This is a genomic window from Janthinobacterium sp. GW823-FHT03B06, from assembly GCF_058796955.1.
In genome coordinates, this window is record NZ_JBXAJE010000002.1 from 1,060,176 (window position 1) to 1,081,682 (window position 21,507).

The 21,507-nt window shown below is 66.2% G+C and carries 17 protein-coding genes; 8 read left to right on the forward strand and 9 right to left on the reverse strand.

The genetic code is table 11. From position 1 onward, the window contains the following. Positions 1-62 precede the first annotated feature (62 nt). The 8 genes from AC1RBA_RS10805 to AC1RBA_RS10840 all read left to right on the forward strand — a co-directional run bounded on the left by AC1RBA_RS10805 (position 63) and on the right by AC1RBA_RS10840 (position 9,875). Positions 63-596 carry a sigma-70 family RNA polymerase sigma factor gene (locus AC1RBA_RS10805; RefSeq protein WP_492418072.1) on the forward strand — a complete coding sequence of 178 codons (534 nt, stop codon included), beginning with the start codon at positions 63-65 and terminating at the stop codon, positions 594-596. Between the two features lie 8 nt (positions 597-604). After that, the gene (locus AC1RBA_RS10810) at positions 605-1,699 is read left to right on the forward strand and encodes a FecR family protein (RefSeq protein ID WP_492418074.1); all 1,095 of its coding nucleotides are present in this window, start codon (positions 605-607) and stop codon (positions 1,697-1,699) included. Positions 1,700-1,784: 85 nt separating this feature from the next. Then, on the forward strand, positions 1,785-4,208 hold the full coding sequence (locus AC1RBA_RS10815; RefSeq protein WP_492418076.1) for a TonB-dependent siderophore receptor: 2,424 nt from the start codon (positions 1,785-1,787) through the stop codon (positions 4,206-4,208). 274 nt (positions 4,209-4,482) lie between these two features. Further along, positions 4,483-6,744 (forward strand): TonB-dependent siderophore receptor, encoded by a 2,262-nt coding sequence (locus AC1RBA_RS10820; RefSeq protein WP_492418078.1) that lies wholly within the window; start codon positions 4,483-4,485, stop codon positions 6,742-6,744. 59 nt (positions 6,745-6,803) lie between these two features. Continuing rightward, positions 6,804-7,550: a DUF4198 domain-containing protein gene (locus AC1RBA_RS10825; RefSeq protein ID WP_070221891.1), complete on the forward strand. Its 747-nt coding sequence runs from the start codon at positions 6,804-6,806 to the stop codon at positions 7,548-7,550. A 2-nt stretch (positions 7,551-7,552) separates the two neighbouring features. Beyond that, entirely contained in the window at positions 7,553-7,888 is a 336-nt protein-coding gene (locus AC1RBA_RS10830; protein ID WP_492418080.1) for a DUF3649 domain-containing protein, read from the forward strand. After that, on the forward strand, positions 7,885-9,507 hold the full coding sequence (locus AC1RBA_RS10835; RefSeq protein WP_492418082.1) for a PepSY-associated TM helix domain-containing protein: 1,623 nt from the start codon (positions 7,885-7,887) through the stop codon (positions 9,505-9,507). Before AC1RBA_RS10830 ends, AC1RBA_RS10835 begins: the two co-directional genes overlap by 4 nt. Further along, a complete protein-coding gene (locus AC1RBA_RS10840; RefSeq protein ID WP_492418146.1) occupies positions 9,507-9,875 on the forward strand; it encodes a DUF3325 domain-containing protein in 369 nt (122 codons plus the stop codon). Before AC1RBA_RS10835 ends, AC1RBA_RS10840 begins: the two co-directional genes overlap by 1 nt. On the opposite strand, the gene AC1RBA_RS10845 is transcribed toward AC1RBA_RS10840, so the two are convergent. The 9 genes from AC1RBA_RS10845 to AC1RBA_RS10885 all read right to left on the reverse strand — a co-directional run bounded on the left by AC1RBA_RS10845 (position 9,862) and on the right by AC1RBA_RS10885 (position 21,373). Further along, entirely contained in the window at positions 9,862-11,670 is a 1,809-nt protein-coding gene (locus AC1RBA_RS10845) for a putative bifunctional diguanylate cyclase/phosphodiesterase (RefSeq protein WP_492418084.1), read from the reverse strand. The two genes, AC1RBA_RS10840 and AC1RBA_RS10845, sit on opposite strands and share 14 nt — an antisense overlap. Positions 11,671-11,838: 168 nt before the next feature. Further along, a complete protein-coding gene (locus AC1RBA_RS10850) occupies positions 11,839-13,467 on the reverse strand; it encodes a methyl-accepting chemotaxis protein (protein WP_492418086.1) in 1,629 nt (542 codons plus the stop codon). Positions 13,468-13,693: 226 nt separating this feature from the next. Next, positions 13,694-15,169, reverse strand: a complete 1,476-nt coding sequence (xylB, locus tag AC1RBA_RS10855; protein ID WP_492418088.1) for a xylulokinase — start codon at positions 15,167-15,169, stop codon at positions 13,694-13,696. Positions 15,170-15,186: 17 nt separating this feature from the next. Next, entirely contained in the window at positions 15,187-16,077 is an 891-nt protein-coding gene (locus AC1RBA_RS10860) for an AraC family transcriptional regulator (protein WP_070289188.1), read from the reverse strand. Positions 16,078-16,112: 35 nt separating this feature from the next. Continuing rightward, positions 16,113-17,249, reverse strand: coding sequence for an ABC transporter ATP-binding protein (locus AC1RBA_RS10865; protein WP_492418090.1), 1,137 nt, complete (start codon positions 17,247-17,249; stop codon positions 16,113-16,115). Between the two features lie 2 nt (positions 17,250-17,251). Then, positions 17,252-18,292: an NAD(P)-dependent alcohol dehydrogenase gene (locus tag AC1RBA_RS10870; protein ID WP_492418092.1), complete on the reverse strand. Its 1,041-nt coding sequence runs from the start codon at positions 18,290-18,292 to the stop codon at positions 17,252-17,254. A 10-nt stretch (positions 18,293-18,302) separates the two neighbouring features. Further along, complete coding sequence (locus AC1RBA_RS10875; RefSeq protein ID WP_230502429.1) at positions 18,303-19,130, reverse strand: carbohydrate ABC transporter permease; 828 nt, start codon at positions 19,128-19,130, stop codon at positions 18,303-18,305. Then, positions 19,118-20,008 (reverse strand): carbohydrate ABC transporter permease, encoded by an 891-nt coding sequence (locus AC1RBA_RS10880; protein ID WP_492418148.1) that lies wholly within the window; start codon positions 20,006-20,008, stop codon positions 19,118-19,120. The genes AC1RBA_RS10875 and AC1RBA_RS10880 overlap by 13 nt, the downstream gene beginning before the upstream one ends. Positions 20,009-20,128: 120 nt before the next feature. Further along, on the reverse strand, positions 20,129-21,373 hold the full coding sequence (locus AC1RBA_RS10885) for an ABC transporter substrate-binding protein (protein ID WP_492418150.1): 1,245 nt from the start codon (positions 21,371-21,373) through the stop codon (positions 20,129-20,131). Between the last annotated feature and the right edge of the window lie 134 nt (positions 21,374-21,507).

Consider the following 21,507-nt stretch of genomic DNA (forward strand, 5'->3'; position numbering starts at 1 on the left):
ACGGTGCGGCAAGCCGCTTAACGCCGCATCCCGGCATGCCGTATAATGAGAATCATTCTCATATGCGGCATTCCTGGCTGCGGACTCATACATCGGACGCCGTGGTTGCACGCTATTACCAAGAACTGTTGAACTTTTGCTGGCGCAGCTTGCGCAACCGCGACGCTGCTGCCGACTTGGTGCAGGAAAGCTATCTGCGCGTGCTGGGCGAAGCGGCCGTGCGCGAACCGCGCGCGCTGCTGTACCGCACGGCGCGCAACCTGATGATCGACCAGCACCGCCGCGCCGCCCTGCGCCAGCACGAGGCACTTGACGCCCTGCCGGAAGCGGCGCATCCGGCAGGACCCCAGCATTTGCAGCCGGAACAGGCACTCGAAAGCAGCCGGGACTGGCAAGCCTGCGTGGCCGCCATCGACGCCCTGCCGCCCCGCTGCCGCGACGCCTTCGTGCTGCACGTCTTCGAGGAATTGCCGCACGCGCAGATCGCGGCGCGCATGGGCATATCCGTGAGCATGGTGGAAAAACATATCGCGCGCGGCATGCTCAGTTGCCGGGCGCAGTTGCTGCAGTTGCATTCTTTGCGCAAAGCCACATAATGGCGCCCATGACCGCCCGCCCGCCCCGCCATGAGTTCGGCCCCTCCGCCCAGGAGCAGGCGGACTTGCGCGAGCATGCCGCTTTTGCCGCCACACAAGACCCGGCAGCGCTGGCGGCGGCCACCTGGTTCAGCCGGCGCCATGACCTCGATGCGCAAAGCCAGGCCGAGTTTGCCGCCTGGCTGGCGGCCGATGCGCGTCACGCCCATGCGTATGCGCAGCTAAAGGAGACGCACCGCGCGGCGCGCCGGATTCCCGCGCACGTCGCCGCGCGCTGGACGGTGCCCCCGGCTTCCTCTGCGCCAGTGTCCGCGCCCCGCCGGCACTGGCTGCGCGCGCTGCCGTATGCGGCCGCCGCCATGCTGCTGCTCGGCGTGGGCGCGGGCGGCTACCAGTGGTGGCAGCAACCCACGTTCAGCCAGTCGTATGCGACGGCGCGGGGCCAGCGCCTGGCCGTCGCCCTGCCCGACGGCAGCAAGCTGCAGCTCGACACGGCCACGCAGCTGCACGTCACCGTGTACCGCCAGCGGCGCGAAGTGCGCCTGGCGCAGGGCGAAGCGCTGTTCCAGGTGCAATCAAAGCAAGGGCAGCCGTTCGACGTGCTCAGCGGCCCCTTGACGGTGACGGTGGTGGGCACACAGTTTGCCGTGCGCAACACCCTGGCCCAGGACGGCCAGCTGCGCGTGGCCGTGCAGCATGGCCACGTGCGCGTGGCCGGCGCGCGGCAAGAGCAAGTCGACCTGACGGCCGGCCAGGGCGTCAGCAGCGATGCCGGCGGCCGCCTGTCGGCCGTCGCCAGCCTGGCCCCCGGCAGCGTGGCGCCGTGGCGCGACGGCAGGATCACCTTCGACAACGTGCCGCTGGGCGCGGCGCTGGCCGAGTTCGAGCGCTATGGCGACACAGGCCTGCTCGTGCGCGATCCGGCCGTGGCGCGCCTGCGCATCGGCGGCAGCTTCAGCCTGACCCAGCTCGACCGCTTTGCCGCCGCCCTGCCCCAGCTGCTGCCCGTGCAGCTCGTGCACAGCGGCACTGCCAGCGAGATCCGCATGGCGGCAACAATGCCTGCGCAGGCGCCCGCCATGCATCTGCAACAAAATAAATGAAAATAAGTCGCATTCGCAGGTGAGGATTTTATCCACTGCCGCGTCTACCAGGTGTATCGACAACAAGTAACCTGGAGAATGCCGCATGTGGTCCCCCCGCTTCAATCTGCAACCTGCCCCCCTCGCCCTGGCCGCCATGCTGGCCCTGGGCACGCTCAGCGCCGCACAGGCGCAAACTTTGCCCACCGTCAAACTGTCCATCGCCGCCCAGCCGCTGGGGCAAGCCCTGAATGAACTGGCGCGGCAAGCCAATCTGCAACTGCTGTTTTCGCCCGACCTGGTGGCCGGCAAGACGGCGCCCGCCATCAACGCCACGCTCAGCGTGCGCAACGGCCTCGATCGTCTGCTGGCCGGCAGCGGGCTGCAGGCGTCGATCGACGGCAATGCGGTCATCATCAAGGCGGCGCCCAAGGCCACGGGCGAAACGGCGACCCTGTCGGAAATCACCGTGACGGCCAATGGCGAGCGCACGGCCACCAGCGAAGGCACGGGCGCCTACACGACGCGCGCCGTGACCCTGGCGGGCACGGAACGCGCGCTGCGCGACACGCCGCAATCGGTGTCGGTGGTCACGCGCCAGCAGATGGATGACAAGAACCTGTTCACCCTGGACCAGGTGCTGGAGCAAAGCACGGGCCTGACGCGCATGAACCGCAGCTTCGGCTCGCATGAATTCCTGTCGCGCGGCAATGCCCTGTCTTACCTGATCGATGGCATGCCCGGCATTTCCGACAATGCCACGGGCTGGCTGATCCCTGACATGGCCGTGTATGACCGCGTGGAAATCCTGCGCGGTTCGGCCGGCCTGATCGTCGGCGCCGGCACGCCGGGCGGCGTGGCCAACCTGGTGCGCAAGCGTCCCCGCGCCGAAGCGCACGCGGACGTGACGGCCACCGTGGGCAGCTGGAACCAGCGCCGCATCGAACTCGACGCAGGCGCGCCGCTGAACGCGGCCGGCACCGTGCGCGGGCGCGCGCTGGTGGCCTATGAAGACCGCGATTACTTCTATGACGCGGCGCACAGCCGCATGCCCCTGTTCTACGGCATCGTCGAGGCGGACCTCGACGCCGCCACCACCGTGCGCGCCGGCGCGCGCCGCCAGCACACGGTGACGGACGGCTACTGGCTGTTCGGCCTGCCCCGCTACAGCGACGGCGCGACCTTGCCCGTGCGCCGCTCGACGTCGCTGGCGCAGGACTGGAACCGCCACGACGCCACCATCGGTGAACTGTTCGCCGACCTCGAACACCGTTTTGGCGGCGACTGGAAGGCCAAAGTTGCCCTCAACCGCACGTATGGGGCCTTCGACCAGCAGGCGGCCATCGTGCGCGGCAGCATAGCCCCCGCCACGCAGCAAGGGGCGCGCCTGTACTCGGTCAACTACCGCAAGCAGGATATCGTCACCACGGGCCTGGACGCCAACGTGGGCGGCAGCTTCCAGGCCTGGGGCGGCAGGCATGAGGTACTGCTGGGCATGAATGCCTCGCGCGCCGTCACCGACGATCATGCGGCCTCGACCTCGCCCGGCCTGCCCTTCGACGTCTTCCATCCGAACAATACGCTGCTTGCCCGTCCCCCGCATCCGGCCTGGGACGCGCTGCCGCACCTGAACGAGCAGCACTACGGCGCCTACGCCAGCACGCGCTGGGAACTGCGGCCTGACCTGCATCTGCTGCTGGGCGGCCGCCTGAGCTGGTTCGACAAGCAGACCACGGGCAAGCTGGAGACCGACCCCGTCAGCCGTTACAAGGAAAGCCGCGAATTCACGCCGTACGCGGGCCTGGTGCTCGACCTCGACAAGCGCTGGTCCGTGTACGGCAGCTACGCCAGCATCTTCCAGCCGCAGAGCCTGTACTACACGCTGGGCGGACAACCGTTGAAACCCGTCGTCGGCGACACCTATGAAGCGGGCGTGAAGGGCGAGCTGTACGACGGCCGCCTGAACGTGGCGCTGGCCGCTTTCCGCATCGACAAGCGCGACACGGCCGTGTACGACGAGGCCAGCAACGACGATTGCCTGAAGTGGGACGTCACGGGCAGCTGCTACCGCAATGGCCGCCCCATCCGCAGCACGGGCATCGACGCGGACGCCAGCGGCGAAGTGCTGCCGGGCTGGCAGCTGTCGTCCGGCTACACCTACAATATCGCGCGCGGCGAAGGCGACGAAACGCCGCCCACCGTCACGCCCAAGCACATGCTGCGCGTGTCGACCAGCTACCGCCTGCCCGGCGCGTGGAACCACTGGACGGTGGGCGGCGGCGTCTCGGCGCAAAGCGGTTATGTCTACCGGGCCGATGACAATCCCGACGTGCGTTTCCGCAATGGCGGACGCACGGTCTGGGACGCGCGCGCCGCGTATATTTTCAACCGCCACTGGAGCGCCAGCCTCAGCATCGCCAATGTAACGGACAAGACCTACTGGGCCGCCACGGGCGAATTGCGCCGTGGTAATTACTTCGGCGAACCGCGCAACATCATCCTCACCGTGCGCTACACGCCGGCGCTGTAAGCGCCCGTGCAGCCAGCATCGCGCGCCACGGCCGCCCCCAGTACCGGGCGGCCGTGCGCGTTTACAACATCGCACTCTTGCATGTCTCACAACCCCGCACTATAATAAGAATAGTTCTCATTCACATTTGGACTCGCCAGAGTCTGCACGCAGTCGCCTGACTGCCATATGGCTGGATGACACGCTGCGCCAGCCAGGCCACACCGCCAAGCAAGCCTCCCCTACCAAAAACGCCCGCCGTCCGACGGCGGGCATGCGAGAAGAAGGATGTTTCATGGCGCGAGCAGTTTCGCTGGCCGGCATGGTGGCCGGCCCGTTTTCCCCAACCGTTGGCAATACCGCCCTGCGTCCGCTGGCCGCCGCCGTGCAGGCGGCATTGCTGGCGGCGGCGCTGGGCGCAGGCACGGCCCTGGCCGCCGATACGAGCGCCAAGCCGGAGGAAGCCACCCTGAGCGAAATCAAGGTGCAAGCCCAGCAAGACAAGGCCTCGACGGAGCACACGGGTTCCTACACGACAAGGGAAATGGCCACGGCCACGCGCATGGGCCTGTCGATGCGCGAAACGCCGCAATCGATCTCCGTGGTGACGCGCCAGCGCATGGACGACATGGGCTTGAACAGCCTGGCCGAGGTGCTGGTGCAGTCGACGGGCGTGACGGTGCAGGAAAACGACAGCGAACGCACGAGTTTTTCCGCGCGCGGCTTTTCCATCGGCAATTACCAGATCGACGGCGTGGCCGTCAATTCCGGGTCGAATGCGCTGTTCGACACGGCCATCTATGACCGCATCGAAATCGTGCGCGGCGCCACGGGCCTGGTCAGCGGCAATGGCGACCCGTCGGCCACCATCAACATGCTGCACAAGCGTCCCGGCAAGGAATTTTCCGCCTCGGCCGGCCTGACCGTCGGTTCCTGGCGCAAGGTCCGGCTCGAAGGCGACATCAGCGCGCCGTTGAATGCGGACGGCAGCATCCGCGGAAGAGTCGTGGTGGCCGGCCAGAACCGCCATTCCTACATGGACCTGTACAAGGAACGCAAGCTGGCGGGCGCCGTCATCGTCGAGGCGGATCTGACGCCGGCAACGTTGCTCACGGCCGGCATCGACTATCAAAAGAACACGCCGAAAGGCACGAGCTGGGGCACCACGCCCCTGTTCTTCGCGGACGGCACGCCGGCCAACATGCCCCGCTCGTTCAATATGGCGGCCAAGTGGAGCAGCTGGGAACGCGAGTTCCAGAACAAGTACGTCTATCTCGAGCACCGCTTCGCCAGCGACTGGAAGCTCAAGGCCGCCTACGGGCGCCTCGACAGCTCCTCGAACGGCAAGCTGTTCTACGGCGGCAGCGGCTATCCGAAACGCGACGGCAGCGGCCTGGAAGTCTGGAGCGGCGCCTTCCCCTACGATGAAAAGCAGGACAACTTCGACCTGTCGGCCAATGGCAGCTTCCCCCTGTTCGGGCGCCGGCACGACCTGGTGCTGGGCGTGAACGGCTGGAAGCGAAAGGGCACGACGAATGAAACCTTGCTGCCCGATCCGCTGCCGTTCGCCACCACCATCCCCGACTTCCGCAACTGGACGGGCGACGTGCCCGAGCCGGCGCTCACGCGCACGGGCGCGCGCGACGTCGCCACCACGAAACAGTCGGGCGCCTTCATCGCCACGCGCATCAACGTCGCCGACAGCGTCAAGGTGCTGGCCGGCGCGCGCGTGTCGAAGTGGGAAACGTATAACGACCGTTACGACACCGGGGGCCGTTTTGTGAAGCGCAGCTCCGCGTATAAAACGGACGACGTCGTCACGCCGTATGCGGGCCTGGTGCTCGACGTGAGCAAGAGCACGTCGCTGTACGCCAGCTATACCGACCTGTTCAAGCCGCAAAACCTGAAGGACAAGAACAACGCCTTCCTCGACCCGATCACGGGCAGCAACGTGGAAGCGGGCGTGAAGAGCGAATTCCTCGACGGCGCCGTCAATGCCTCGTTCGCCGTGTATGAGGCCAAGCAGGACAATCTGGGCGAGGAAGACAAGTCGGTGCCGCCGACCTTCGTGCTGCCGGACGGCAGCCGTCCGTATATATCCACGGGCAAGGGCACGAAAAGCAAAGGTTACGAAGCGGAAGTGTCGGGCAGCCCCTTGCGCGGCTGGCAGCTGTTCGCCGGCTACACGCACAGCAGCTCGAAGACGGGCAAGGGCGTGGTGACCAACACCATCCAGCCGACCAACATGCTGCGCGTCTCGACCACCTACCGCCTGCCGGGCGAGCTGCAAAATCTCACCATCGGCGGCGGCTTGAACTGGCAGAGCGAGATCTGGACGATGGCCACCCTGCCGAACAAGAGCAAGATCCGCGTCAGCCAGGGCAGCTACGTGCTGGCCAACCTGATGGCGCGCTACCAGATCAGCCCGAAACTGTCGGCCAGCCTGAACGTCAACAACCTGTTCGACAAGACGTATTTCCGCCGCGTGGGCTTCTATAACGGCGGCTATTACGGCGAGCCGCGCAACGTGGCGCTGAACCTGCGCTACCAGTACTGATGCACCGCCGGCCGCTTTTTCCACTCACATAACAAGATTAGCAAGATAAGGGATACACCATGCACATCGCTTCCATCGCGCGTCCCGGCGCCTTCGCCACCGCCCTGCTGGGCGCGGCCCTCGCCTGCGGCAGCGCCAGCGCGCACCAGATCTGGCTGCAGCAGGACGGCAAGGCGGCCAGCGTGTACTTCGGCGAATTCGGCGACAACCTGCGCGAAGCGTCGCCCGGCCTGCTGGACAAGTTCAGCATCAAGAACGTGACGTGGCTGTCGGCCAAGGGTGCGCAGCCGCTGCAGGCGAGCAAGACGGCGGGCGCCTTCCTCCTCAATGGCAAGGTGGGCGCCGGCGAAAGTATCATCGTCGAGGAAAACGCCTACCCGTCATGGGAAGAGAAAAAGGATGGCAAGACCACGCGCACCGTGTGGGTGCCGGCCGCGCGTCTGATCGCCGACGGCAAGGCGCAAGCACCCGCGCTGACCCTGGACCTGGTGCCGACCGGCACACCGGGCCAGTTCCAGGTCAGCTACCAGGGCAAGCCGCTGGCGCAGGCCAAGGTCAACGCCGTGGTGCAGTCGGGCTGGGGCAAGGAAGCGTGGAGCGATGCGCAAGGCCTGGTCAGCTTCCCGCTGCCATGGCAAGGCACGTATGTGCTGGAAGTGCAGCACACGGACAAGACGGCCGGACAGCGCGGCGCGCAAGCGTATGACAAAGCCATGTTCGTGACCACCCTGAGCCTGGTGCAGCCGCAAGGCGTGACGCCGCTGCCGGCCGGCCCGGCCCAGCCGCCGAGCAAGGATCACGACTGACCATGCAAGCGCCTGCCATCCTTAAAATGCCGCGCCTGCGGCTCTCCGCCGGGGTCATGTACCGCCTCGGCGTGGCGTCGCGCAGCGTGGCCGCCATCGCTGGCGGCTACGTGCTGGCCGCACTGATCACCATGCTGCTGTCGGTGAGCCTGCCCATGGCCCGTTCCGAAGCCGTCATGACGGCCACCCTGCTGTCGTTTGCCATCTACACCTGCGCCGTGATGTGGGTCTTCGCCACGCGCAGCGCCCTGCGCGCATGGCTGGGTCTCCTGATTCCGGCCGCCGTCATCGCCGCCATCCTGCAGTCGATGGGCGCACTATCCTGGAGTCTCGCATGAAAGAAGGTTTCCGCCAGTCGATGGCATGGCTGCACACCTGGTCCGGCCTGCTCGTCTGCTGGATCCTGCTGCTGGTGTTTTGCGCCGGCACGGCCAGCTACTACCGCAATGAAATCACCTTGTGGATGCAGCCCGAGCTGCACGGCGCCGCCGCCAGCGAAGTGAGCACCGAGGAAGCGGCCAAGGTCGCGCAGCAGGCGATGCAGGAGCGTGCCGACGGCGCCACGCGCTGGTTCATCAGCTTGCCCGGTGAGCGCAGCCCCGCCACGCAGCTGGGCTGGAGCAAGCCGTCGCAACCGGGCGAAAAGAAACGCGGACGGCGCGGCAATTTTCATAGCGAAAAAGCCGACCCGGCCACGGGCCAGGTGCTATCGAAGCCGCGCGAGACGCGCGGCGGCGAATTCCTCTACCGCCTGCATTTCGACCTGCACTACATGTCGGCCATCTGGGGCCGCTGGATCGTGGGTTTCTGCGCCATGTTCATGTTCGTCTCCATCATCAGCGGCATCGTCACGCACAAGCGCATCTTCAAGGACCTGTTTACCTTCCGGCCGAAAAAGGGCCAGCGCTCATGGCTCGACGCGCATAACGTGACGGCCGTGCTGGCCCTGCCCTACCACATCATGATCACCTACACGGGCCTGGTCACCCTGATGTTCCTGTACATGCCGTCCGGCGTCACGGCCGCCTACAAGGGCGACCAGGACGCCTTCTTCGCCGAAGCTTTCCCGGGCCGCTCGGGCGACAGCAAGCCGGCCGGCGTGGCCGCGCCGCTGACGCCACTCGCGCCCCTCGTGCGCCAGGCGGAACAGCAGTGGGGCGGCAAGGTCGAGCGCATCTCCGTCAATCATCCGGGCGACGCCAACGCCACCATCACGCTGACGCGCGCCGGCGGACGCGACATGTCGTCGAAGCAGCCATCGATGGAATTCGATGGCGTGTCCGGCAAACTGCTGTCAAGCGATGGCGAGGCGCAGCCTGGCGCGGCCGCAACGCAAGGCGTGATGGTCGGCCTGCACGTCGCGCATTTCGGCGGACCGCTGCTGCGCGCCCTGTTCTTCCTCTCCGGCCTGGCCGGCTGCGCCATGGTCGCCACGGGCGCCCTGCTGTGGGCCGTCAAGACGCGCCAGAAGCAGGCCAAGGCGCTGGCCGCCGGCAAGCGCGCCAGCTTCGGCCTGCGCCTGGTGGAAGCGCTCAACATCGGCGCCATCGCCGGCATCCCGATCGCCTTCGGCGCCTACTTCTGGGCCAACCGCCTGCTGCCGGCGGCGATGGAGGAGCGCTCGAAAGAGGAAATCGCCTGCTTCTTCGGCGCCTGGGCCCTGGCCGCCATCATCGCCCAGCTGCGCCCGTCGCGTGCCATGTGGCGCATGCAGCTGGCCGCCGGCGCCTTCCTGCTCGCGGCGCTGCCCGTGCTGAACGTCTTCACCACCCATTCGCACCTGGGCGTGACCCTGTTCCTGGGGCGCGGCCCCGTGGCGGTGGCCGCCTTCGACCTGGTGGTGCTGGTGCTGGGCCTGGGCCTCGCGTATGCGGCGTTCAAATTGAAACCGCTGCCCGTGAAAGCCTCCAAACCAGCACCGGCCAAGCCGGCGTCGACGACGATGGAGGCCGCGTGATGGAACTGTTAGCCAATTTCCTCGTCTTCGCGCTGTGCTATGCGGGCCTGTCCTCGCTGTGCCTGGCCATGGACCGCCACTACGCCGACCTGCACGGGCGCGGCGCCGAACCGCCCGCCCCGCTGCGCCGCCGCCTGCAGTGGACGGGCTGGCTGGCCCTGGCGGCCGGCCTGGCCTGGGCCATGCACCTCGCCGGCGGCGGCTATGGCCTCGTCTACTGGGTCGGCAGCCTGACGGGCTGCGGCCTGCTGCTGATCTGGCTGCTGCCGTATGCGCCGCACCAGGCCATGCGCCTGGCGCGCGTCATCGGCGGCGCGGCCGTGCTGGCCGCCGTGCTGCTGGCGGCGCTGTCCGTCAGGCCGGGCTAGGCGACTTGAGCAGCGCCTCGATGCCCTCGGGCGCCATGGCGCGGCCGAGAAAATAGCCGAACGCCTCGTCGCAGCCCATCTCGGCCAGCAGTTCCAGCTGCTCGCCGCTTTCCACGCCGCCGGCGATGGTGCGCAGTCCGAGCGTGCGCGCCATCGCCACGATGGCGCGCACCATGGCGCCATCGCCGTCCGGCTTGTCCAGGTCGTCGATGAAACACTTTTCGATCTTCACGGCATCCGTGGGAAAGCGTTTCAGGTAAGTGAGCGAAGCGTCGCCCGTGCCGAAATCGCTGATGGCAATCGCCATGCCCAGCTGGCGGAACTGGCGCAGTATCAGCTCGCAGTTCTGGTTGCTGTCGATCAGGATGCCGGCGGCGATTTCCAGTTCGATGCAATGGCCCGGCACGCCGGCCGCCTGCAGCGCGGCGGCGAAATTGCGCGCGATATCGCGCTGGTAGAACTGGCGCGCCGACAGGCTGACGGACACCGTCAGCATCTGCCCCTGCGCAATCCAGCCGCGCGCCTGCTCCACGGCCGTGGCCAGCACCCAGGCGCCCACCGGCAGGATCAAGGCGCTTTCCTCCAGCACCGGCAAGAAGTCGAGCGGCATCATCAAGCCCAGTTCCGGGTGCTTCCAGCGCAGCAATGCCTTCACGCCCGTGATCCTGCGCGTCTTCAAGTCCATGCGCGGCTGGTAGAACAGGGCGAATTCATCGCGTTCGAGCGCATGGCGCAAGGCCGTCTCGAGGATGGTGCGCGAATACGACTGCGTCTGCATGCGCGGCGCATAGCGCTGGCAAGTGCCGGGGGCGTGGCGCTTGGCCGCATACATGGCCAGGTCGGCCTTTTCGATCAGCGCATTGACGTCGTCGTCGTCGTCCGGATACAGGGCCACGCCCACGCTGGCCGCCACCGACAGGCTGTACTCGCCGATGACGAAGGGCGCGGCGATGGCGGCGACGATCTTTTCGGCCACCCGTTCGGCATCGTGCGCCGTGCGCAGTTCCGTCAGCAGGATGATGAATTCGTCGCCGCCCTGGCGCGCCACCGTATCGACCTTGCGCACGCACTGCTGCACCCGGCGCGCGAACTCCGTCAGCACCTGGTCGCCCACGTCGTGCCCCAGGCTGTCGTTGATGGATTTGAAACGGTCGATGTCGACAAACAGCACGGCCAGCAAACCCTGGTGGCGGCGCGCGTAGGCGATGCCGTGCTCGAAGCGGATCTGGAAATGCAGGCGGTTCGGCAGTCCCGTCAAGCCATCGTGGTGGGCGATGAATTCCAGCTGCTGCTCGGCGCGCCGGCGGGCCGACACATCGTGCAGCAGCAGCACCGCGCCGCCCTGCGCCAGCGGCGCGCAGCTGTACTGCACATCGATGCGCTTGCCGTCGAGATGGCGCAGCAGCACGGCGCCGCGCGCCACTTCCAGCACCTCCTGCCGCGCCACGCAGTCGCGCACCTGGCGCGCCGCATCGATGGGCGTGCCGTCATGGAACAGCGGCAGCAGCCCGGTCACGGGCTGGCCCAGTCCAGCGTCGCCCAGCAGCCCGCCCATGGCGCTGGCGCGGGGATTCAGATACTGCACCACGCCGTCGTGGTCGGTGCCGATGACGGCCGCCGGCAAGGCGTGCAACAGCGCCAGCGCCTCCGCCATGCGCCGCGCCTGCGCCGCCTGCAGCACCGCGCCGGTCGCATGACGCATGCGCCACGTGCGCGCCGCGCGCCACTGGCAGGCCAGCAGCACGGCGAGCACCATGGTCAGGGTCAGGCACAGCGCCAGCAGCAGCGCCGTCATGCGTCACCCGGCAGGCGGAACGTAGGGAACATGGTTTTCCTTTGCAACGCGCGCCATGCGGCCGGGCGCAGATACATGCTGAAAGGAAATAGTATAAGAATTTTGGCGCGATATTTGCCTGATCGGGTGCCGCTTGACTGGCATCAAGCGGCGCAGGGCACGCCGGCTTCAGGCCAGCGACAGCTTTCGCGCCAGGGCGGCGCCCGCCGATGCGGCCACGCCGGGCGTGCCGTGCAGCTTGAAGATGCTGACGGCGTCGGCCAGGCTGGCCGCCTGCTGCTGCAGCGCGTCCGCTGCGGCGGCGGCCTGCTCCACCAGGGCCGCGTTCTGCTGCGTCACGCCATCCATCTGGCTGATGGCGATGCTGATCTGTTCGATGCCGTCGCGCTGTTCCACGCTGGCCACGGCGATCTCGCCGATGATGGCGTTCACGCGCTGCACGCTGCTTACCACCTCATCCATCGTGCGCCCGGCCTGGCCGGCCAGCACGCTGCCCTCTTCCACCGTGCGCACGGATTCGCCGATCAGCTGCTTGATTTCCATGGCCGCCGCGGCCGAGCGGTGGGCCAGGCTGCGCACTTCGCTGGCCACGACGGCGAAACCGCGTCCCTGCTCGCCCGCGCGCGCCGCTTCCACGGCCGCATTCAGGGCCAGGATATTCGTCTGGAAGGCGATGCCGTCGATGACGGCGATGATATCGACGATGCGCTTCGAGGAGGCATTGATATGGTTCATGGTCTGCACCACCTGCGCCACGGCCGCGCCGCCGCGCTGCGCCACGTCGGACGCGCCGCCGGCCAGCTGGCGCGCCTGGTCGGCGTTGTCGTTATTCTGCCGCACGGTGGTGGTCAGCTCGATCATCGAGGCGGCCGTTTCTTCCAGCGAACTGGCTTGTTCTTCCGTGCGCGACGACAGGTCCATATTGCCGCTGGCAATTTCACCGGACGCCAGGGCGATGGCGTCCGTGCCGACGCGCACCCTGCCGACGATGGCGGCCAGGTTGCCGCTCATCGCTTTCAGCGCACGCAGCAGGTCGCCGATTTCATCGCGGCTGCCGCCGGCCACCACGGCGCGCAGGTCGCCGGCCGCCACTTGCTGGGCGATGCCGACGGCCGCGCCCAGCGGTACCGTGATGCTGCGGATCAGCCACCACACGGTGACGCTGCCGACGACCAGGGTCACCAGCACGGTAACGAGCATGGCGATGCTGGCGCTGCGGTGCGCGGCGTCATCCTGCTCCTTCATCTGCGCCATCAGGCTGTGCGACTGCTTGCCGATGGCCGCGACGATGGCGTCGATCTGCCGCGTCGGTTCGCGGTCCATGCCCTTGACCAGCGCATCGACCGTCTGGGCGCTGTCGGCGCGCGCGCCATCAAATTTTTGCAGCGCCGCCAGGTAGCTCACGCCCAGCGCATCGTGCGCCTGCAGCGCACGCTCGACGGGCGCCGTATCGAGTTTCAATGCCTCCATCATGGCCTGCAGGCCTTTCAATTCCTTGCGCGTCTGCGCGCCGCTGGCGACGAACGCTTCGCGGTAGCGCTGGAAGGCGGCCGCGTCGCCGCCGCGCAGCAGGATGTTTTTCCATTCCTGCACCTGGATCTTGAATTCCACCTGCGCGCTGCGCGCCGCGTCGACGGCTTCCGTCAGTGCCACGGAGCGCTGCATGGCTTCGTTGCTGCGCGCGCTGGCCGCGTCGAGCGCGCTCCAGCCGCGTGCGCCGACGAACACCAGCGCAAGAAAGAAGAAGGCGCCCAGCAGACCCAGGCGGACGGAGATTTTCAGATTCGCGAGTTGCATATGTTTCTCCCGGCGGCAAGAACAGGATGGCAACAAAGGCGTCGCCAAATCTATCCAATTCCCACCAAACAGGGAAATCATGCGGCCCGCCCCGCGAAAAACCAAGCGGCGCTTTCGCTAGAGAAACACTTTCAACATAGAAACAACAAATTACACGGGAAGATTGACTGTCTGGCCATATTCCCGCCGACGCAGCATGGCCGGGCCGGCAATCTTGCCGGCCACGTCAGCGCGTTGCCGCCGCCGCCCCCGCGAATTCTTCGCGCAACAGCGGATACAAACGCCGGTAGCGCGCCAGGCGCTCGTCCAGCACACCGGAGGCCTGCGGCGCCACCGTTTCCTGCACGGCCGGGCGCGTGCACACTTGCGCAGGCGGCAAGCCCGTCGCCGCCATCTGCGCCAGGCGCGCCGCGCCCAGGGTGCCGCCGGCCACGCCGTGATCGTGGCGCAGCACGTGCAAGCCCGAGGCATTTGCGCACAGCTGGGCCCAGAAGCGGCTGCGCGAGCCGCCGCCGACGAACGACGCTTCCTTCAGATGCGTGCCGGCGCTGCGCAGGGCCACATTGCCGTCGGCCATGGCAAAGGCCACGCCTTCCATCACGCTGTAGGCCAGTTCCGCGCGCCCGTGTTCCGTCGACAATCCGAAAAACACGCCGCGCGCGGAAGCGTCGTTGTGCGGCGTGCGCTCACCGCTCAAATACGGCAGGAAGACGGGGGCCGTGCGCGCCTCGACGTTTTCCGCCAGCGTCACCAATTCGCCGATGTCGTTCGACTGCGTCAGCCGCGCCACCCAACTGAGGCTGGACGCGGCGCTGAGGATCACGCTCATCTGGTGCCAGCGCTCGGGCAGGCAATGGCAGAACGCGTGCACGCCCTGGCCCGGATTAGGCGCGAAGCCGTCGCTGCCGGCGAACAGCACGCCCGAAGTCCCCAGCGACAGCAGGCCGGCGCCCGGCTCCACCACGCCCAGGCCGACAGCCGCCGCGGCGTTGTCGCCCGCGCCGCCGGCCAGCACGACCGCGTGCGCAATACCCCATTCCTGGCACAGCGAGGGGCGCACCTGCGCGGCGGCATGGCTGCCTTCGACCAGGCGCGGCATGTGCTCACGCGTGAGGCCCGTGGCGGCCAGCATGCGTTCGGACCAGTCGCGTTTGGCCACGTCCAGCCACAGGGTGCCGGAAGCGTCGGACATATCGGACACATACTCGCCCGTCAGGCGCAGGGCCACGTAATCCTTGGGCAGCAGGACCTTGGCCGTGGCGCGGAACAGCGATGGCTCGTACTTTTGCAGCCACAGCAGCTTGGGCGCCGTGAAACCGGGCATGGCCTGGTTGCCCGTGATGGCGCGCGACTCGGGCACCAGCGCTTCGAGTTCCACGCATTCGGCAAAGGCGCGCGTGTCGTTCCACAGCATGGCCGCGCGCAGCACGTGCTGCTGCTTGTCGAGCAGGGTGGCGCCATGCATCTGGCCCGACAGGGCGATGCCGCGCAAGCCGGAAAACGCCACCGGCTGCGCGGCGCGGATGGCGGCGATCACGTCCAGCGTGGCGTGCCACCAGTCTTCGGGATTCTGTTCCGACCAGCCGGGATGGGGGCTGGAGACGCGCAGGGTCACGCCGCTGCTGGCAAGGATGGTCTGCGCGTCATCGGTGAGGATGGCCTTGACTTCGGAAGTGCCGATATCGATACCGAGATAAGTCATTTGATTCCAAAAGAGAGTTAAGAATGGCCGTCGCCGGACGGCTCGGGCATGTTCATCAGCAGGCAGGAGCGGAACTTCGACGGCGACATCTGCTTGTGCGCCAAAAACTGGCGGTTGAAATTGGAGAGGTTGTTGAATCCCGTGCGATAGCAGATATCGGTGACCTTCATGTCCGTGTTCATCAGCAGCTCGCAGGCCAGCGCGATGCGCTCCTGGTTCACGTATTGAATGAACGAGGTGCCCGTATGCTTGCGGAAGAAACGCGTGAATTTCAAGGTGTTCATCTCCGCCACGTCGGCCACGTCCTGCTCGCAAAAATCGAGCGTGATGTTCTGTTTGATGTAGGCGAGCACCAGGTTGATGGTCGACGACATGTAGCGGCCTGCCTGCGCCAGATAGGTCACGCTGGCCAGGGGCCGCCGCTCGCGGCACTCGCACAGCTCGCCGAACAAACGCGTAAACAGTTCGACCCGGCGCAAGCCCTGCGCCGTCGTCAATTCCTTCATCAGCGGCACCAGGCGCAGCCCCAGCGCATCGGGAAATTGCAAGCCCCTGGCGGCCTCGCCCAGCAGGCTTTTCAGGGGCGCCATTTCCGGGAACAGCAGCGCGCAACGTTCGATGAAATCGCTGGAAAACTGCAGCACCAAATCGCGCTCGGGCAGCACCACGCCTTCCGGCAGTTCGCTGACCCAGTTATGCGGCAGGTTCGGCCCTGTCAGGATCAGATTGCCCGCCCCGTAACTGCCGATATGGTCGCCGATAAAAAATTTGCCGTTCGATGTGATGATGAAGTGCAGTTCGTACTCGGGATGAAAATGCCATTTCGCCACGGTGTGCGGAAAGCCGTGCGCCCACGCGCGAAACGATTCGTGGATCGGTTTGTGGATCAGTTCCAGGTCAGGCGTCACGGCAGTTCCCTTGCGCGGTCTCGTTGCCAGCTATTCTAACCACTTACCTGAGTACCGACCGCCACGGCCAGCCCGCTGTCGGCGTCGAACAGGTGCATGTGCTCCTCGTCGAAGGCCAGCGCCAGGGTCTGCCCCACCTGCGCCGCACTGTTGGCCGCATTCGCCGGCAGCAGGGCGGACAGGCTCAAGGCGCCGCACTGGAAGCTGATCAGCGCTTCGGCCCCCAGCAGCTCGACCAGGTCGATCACGCACGCCAGGTCATGCGTGCCTGACGGCTCCCGCGTTTGTGCCTGCGCTTGCGCCGCGCGCAAGTGGTTCGGGCGCAGGCCGAAGACCACGCGCGCCCCCGCCTGCAGCGCCGCGAAGCGGGGCGACGTCAATGGCCAGCGGTAGCCGGCGCACACGAGCACCGTTTGCCCGCCGTCTTTTTCGACGACGCCGTCGATGAAGTTCATGGCCGGCGTGCCGATGAAGCCAGCCGCGAACAGGGTGCGCGGATGGTTGTACAGTTCCGCCGGCGTGCCGATCTGCTCGATATGCCCGCCCTTCATCAGCACCACCCGGTCGGCCAGAGTCATGGCCTCGAGCTGGTCGTGCGTGACGTACAGGGTGGTGGTGCGCAGACGCCGGTGCAATCGCTTGATGTCGGCGCGCAGCTGCGCGCGCAGCTTGGCGTCCAGATTCGACAGCGGTTCGTCGAACAGGAACACCTGCGGCGTCTTGATCATGGCGCGCGCGATGGCCGTGCGCTGCTGCTGCCCGCCCGACATGGCGCGCGGCTTGCGTTCCAGCAGGCTGTCCAGGCTGAGGATGGCCGCCACCTCGCGCACGCGGCGCTCGATCTCGTCGTTCGGCACCTTCAGGCGGCGCAGGCCGAAGGCGATATTGTCGTACACCGTCATGTGCGGATACAGCGCGTAGTTCTGGAACACCATCGCCACGTTGCGCGCGCGGGGCGGCAAATCGTTGACGATGGCCCCGCCGATCAACAGCTCGCCGCCGCTGATATCTTCCAGGCCCGCGATCATGCGCAGCAGGGTCGACTTGCCGCAGCCCGAAGGCCCCAGCAGGACGATGAATTCGCCGTCGGCGATCTCCAGGTCGAACGGCTGCAGCACGGCCGTCTTCTGGTCATAGGTCTTGTGCAGCTGCCTGCAGGCGATATTTGCCATGATCAGTCTCCTGCCAGTTCGATTTGTATCTTGACGTCGCGCGGATGGCCCTGGGCCGCTTCCTCGAACGCCTGCACGCCGTCGGCAAAGCCGAAGGTGCGCGAAATGAAGGGTTTCACGTCGATCTTGCCCGAGGCGAGCAAGGCGATGGCGCGCGGGAAGATGTTCGCGTAGCGGAACACCGACTCGATGCGCACTTCCTTGGCCTGGATGGCGACGATATCGAAAGGCACCTTATCCGGCGGCATGCCGACCAGCACCAGGCAGCCGTTCGGGCACAGCAGGTCGACGATGTGCTCGTAGGCGCGCATGCTGCCGCTGGCCTCGAAGACGATGTCGGCGCCCCAGCCATCCGTCAGCACGCGCACCGTGTCGGCCAGGCTGGCCTGGCGCACGTCGACCGTGGTCACGGCCGCGTTATCGGCGAACAGGGCCAGCTTTTCCGGCACCAGGTCGGCCAGGATCACGCGCGAGCAGCCGCCCGCCAGCGCCGCCAGCGCAGTCATCGCGCCAATGGTACCGGCACCGATGACCACCGCCACGTCGCCCGGCTTGATGGCCGCCTTCTTGGCCGCCTGCAGGCCGATGGCCAGCGGCTCGACGATGGCGCCTTCGCCGAAGCTGACGTTGTCGGGCAGCCTGAAGGTGAATGCGGCAGGATGCACGACGTACGGCGTGAGGCAACCGTGGATGGGCGGCGTGGCCCAGAAGCGCACGGCCGGGTCCAGGTTGTACAGGCCGCGCATGGTGGCCGGCGAATCGAACTGCGGCACACCCGGCTCCATGCAGACGCGGTCGCCCGCTTTCAAATGCGTCACCTCTCCCCCTACTTCCGCCACCACGCCGGACGCTTCGTGGCCGAGCACCATCGGCGCTTCGACGGCGAAGGGGCCGATCTTGCCATGTTTGAAGTAATGCACGTCGCTGCCGCAGATGCCGACAGTATGAATCTTGATCTTCACGTCGCGCGGGCCGACGACGAGCGGCACGTCGATGTCGCGCAAGGTGATTTTTTCCGCCTGTTCCAGTACGAGTGCTTGCATGATGAATTCCTTATTTATGTTTGAGCATGGAGTTGAGCAGCCGTCCCAGGATGCCGACGAACAGCAGCGGCGGCAGCGCCAGCAGCACGGTGGAAGCGTTCACCACGCCCCACGGCACTTCCTGGCCCATTGAGGTAAATGCCGACGCCACCACGGGCAGGGTCATGCTTTTCGACGAGGTGAGCGCCAGCGCGATCATCAGTTCATTCCAGACCAGCACGAAGCTGAAGACGATGCCGCCCATCAGGGTCTTCGAGGCCACCGGCAGGGCCACGTGCCAGAACACCTGGTAAGGACCGTAGCCGTCGAGCGCGGCCGCTTCCTCGATCTCCTTCGGAATGCGGGCAAAGGCGGGAATCGACAGCCAGATGATGGTCGACAGGGTCACCAGCAGATACGTCACCACCATCGACAGGCGCGAGTCGTACAGGCCCAGGTCGATCCAGATCGAGATCAGCGGAATGGCGACGGCCACGGGCGGCAAAAAGCGCAGGGACAGCAGGAAGAACTGGATATCCTTCTTCGCCGGAATCGGATAGCGGGCGATCGCATACGCGGCCGGCACACCGAGCACGGCGCCCAGCAACACGGCCACGCCGACGATGGCCACGCTGTTGCCCAGTCCCGTGAGTACCTCGGGGCTGGCCAACACCTGTTGGTAGTTAGCCAGGGTCGGGCTGAAGAAAAAGCGCGGCACGGGCGTGACGATGTCCATCAACTCCTTGAAGGAATTGAGCACGGCCCACAGGATGGGAAACAGCGCCACCAGGATAATCACGGTGGTGATGGCGGCGGTGGTGACGGCGCCAGCGCCGCGCGTCAGAGTCAGTTTTCCCATTTGGCGACCCGCTTCCAGAGTAGAGTGAAAATGACGGTGGTGGCCAGCATCATCAGCACGGCCATGCTGGACGCGTACGACACCTTGCCCATCAGGCCGATGCCTTGCGCGTAAGCGTACATGTCCAGCGTTTCGGTGGAGATGCCGGGGCCGCCCTTGGTCATCACGTAGATCAGGTCGAACGAGCGCAGCGACTCGACCATCTTGATGAACACGAGGCTCATGATCGGTACCTTCAGCATGGGCAGCGCGATGTAGGCATACACCTGGAGCGTGCTGGCGTAATCGAGGCGCGCCGCTTCCAGCGGTTCGGCTGGCAGGGTTTCGAGCAGCTTCAGGATGACGGCGCCGAAGAACAGGCCCCACTGCCAGATATCGACCAGCGCCACCGCGTACAGGGCCGTGGCCGGGTCGGACAGCAAGGCCGTGCCGCCCAGGCCCACGCATTCGAGCAGCCAGTTGAGGATGCCCATCAGCGGCGAATACATGAACTTCCAGATGAAGGCGGCCGACACGCGCGGCAGCAGCACGGGCACGATCAAGAGCAGCGCGAGACGATCGCGCGTGCGTCCCTTGACTTTCTCGAACAGGAACACGGCCAGCAGCACGCCGACGAGCAGCGAGCCGGCCACGGTGACCACTTCCCAGATGGCCGATACCTGCACGGCATTTAGGAAGCGGCGGTCGCCGGACAGGCGGATGAAATTGGCGAAGCCGACGTAGTCGCTGTCGCTGTAGCGCAGCACGCGGTTTTGCAGGGCCAGGTTGATGGCGGCGATGCTGGGCACCAGGCCCAGTACCAGCAGGACCAGCAGCGGCAGCGTCAGGAACACGGCCGGCAGCCAGGTGTGGCGTTTTTTACGGATGGTGTGCGGCATGGTCATGGCTTTCAAACGAGAACGGACAAGCGCTGGCGTTACCCCAAAAGCAAGAGCTGGGGTCAGACCCGTCGGGTCTGACCCCTGGTTTTAGCTTGTGGAGTCGTTGGCGATATGGGCTTATTTACGCTTGCTGGCCCGCTGCATCACTTCCGTCGCGTACTCGTTGGCCTCATCGAGCGCGCTCTGCACGTCGCCGCGCGTGCCCGTAAACACTTCTTCCAGCACGACGCCCAGGTTGTCGCCGATGTCCGGCCACTCGGGGCTGGGCCAGATGGTGACGCGCGAGACGGGCGTGGTGTCCGTCAGGCCCGCCTGGATCTGCGGCTTGACGTGCTTGCGGAAGTACTCGCTGGCGATGGTGCTGCTGCGGTTGTAGTCGCTGAAGACGTTGTCCTTCAGGCGCGCCTGTTCCTGCTCCTTGCCCGTGGCCCAGGCGATGAACTTGCCGGCCGCCTGGCGCGTGCATTCATCCTTCGCGCCCGTGGCGGAGATGGCCAGGCCGTGGCCATACGCGGCCGATGGCAGCGGCGATGGCGGGCGCGCATAGCCCACCTTGTCGACCACCGAGGATTTCTTCGGGTCTTCCATCCAGTCGGCGAACGGCGTCGATTCGATCATGAACGCCACCTTGCCCGACCTGAATGCTTCGAGCGCATTGCTCCAGTCGTAGGTGGCGCCGCCCGGCGGCGAATACTTGAACAGTTCGCGGTACAGGGTGGTGGCCTTCACGGCCTGCGGCGAATTGAAGGCCGGCACGCCATTGTTTTCCCACTTGCCGCCGGCGGCCAGCATGAACGGCGCCCAGCGCCACACATTCATGCCCGAGCCGCGCTGGCCCCGCGCCGCCCAGCCGTACACGTTCGGCGGGTTGTTGAGTTTTTTCACGGCGGCGACCAGTTCGTCGAGCGTCTTCGGCACGGCGATGCCCGCCTTTTCCAGCAGGTCGCGGCGGTAGAACAGGAAGTCGCTGCCGCCGATCAGGGGCGCGAAATACGCCACGCCCTTGTACGAAGCGACGGCGCGGCGGCCCGGCAGGAAGTCGTCGTAGTCGGCATCCTTGGGCAGGTATTTGAGCAGGGGAACGACCCAGCCGGCCGTGGCGAATTCGGCCACGTTGGCTTCGTCGATGTAATAGATCTGGTAGGAGCCGGCCTTGGTGGAAGCGTCGAGCCTAGCCTTGGAGCGGCGATCGTTTTCGCCGAAATAGCTGATCTGCACCTTGGTGCCGTTTTTCTTTTCATACTCGGCCAGGGTCTTTTCCATCACGGTCAGGCCCAGGCTTTTTTGCGCCAGCACCTTGAGGACGGGCACCGAGCAGCTTTGCGCCGATGCCGCCGGCATCGATGCACAGGCGGCGGACATGACACCGCCCCATGCAATAGCAGTAACGATTTTCATCACGAGTCTCCAGTTTTTATAGTCCGGCGGTTTTCCACCGGTATGCCAACTATAAAAACAAAGACCGCGCGCCACCACTACAAAAGACGCGGCTTTCT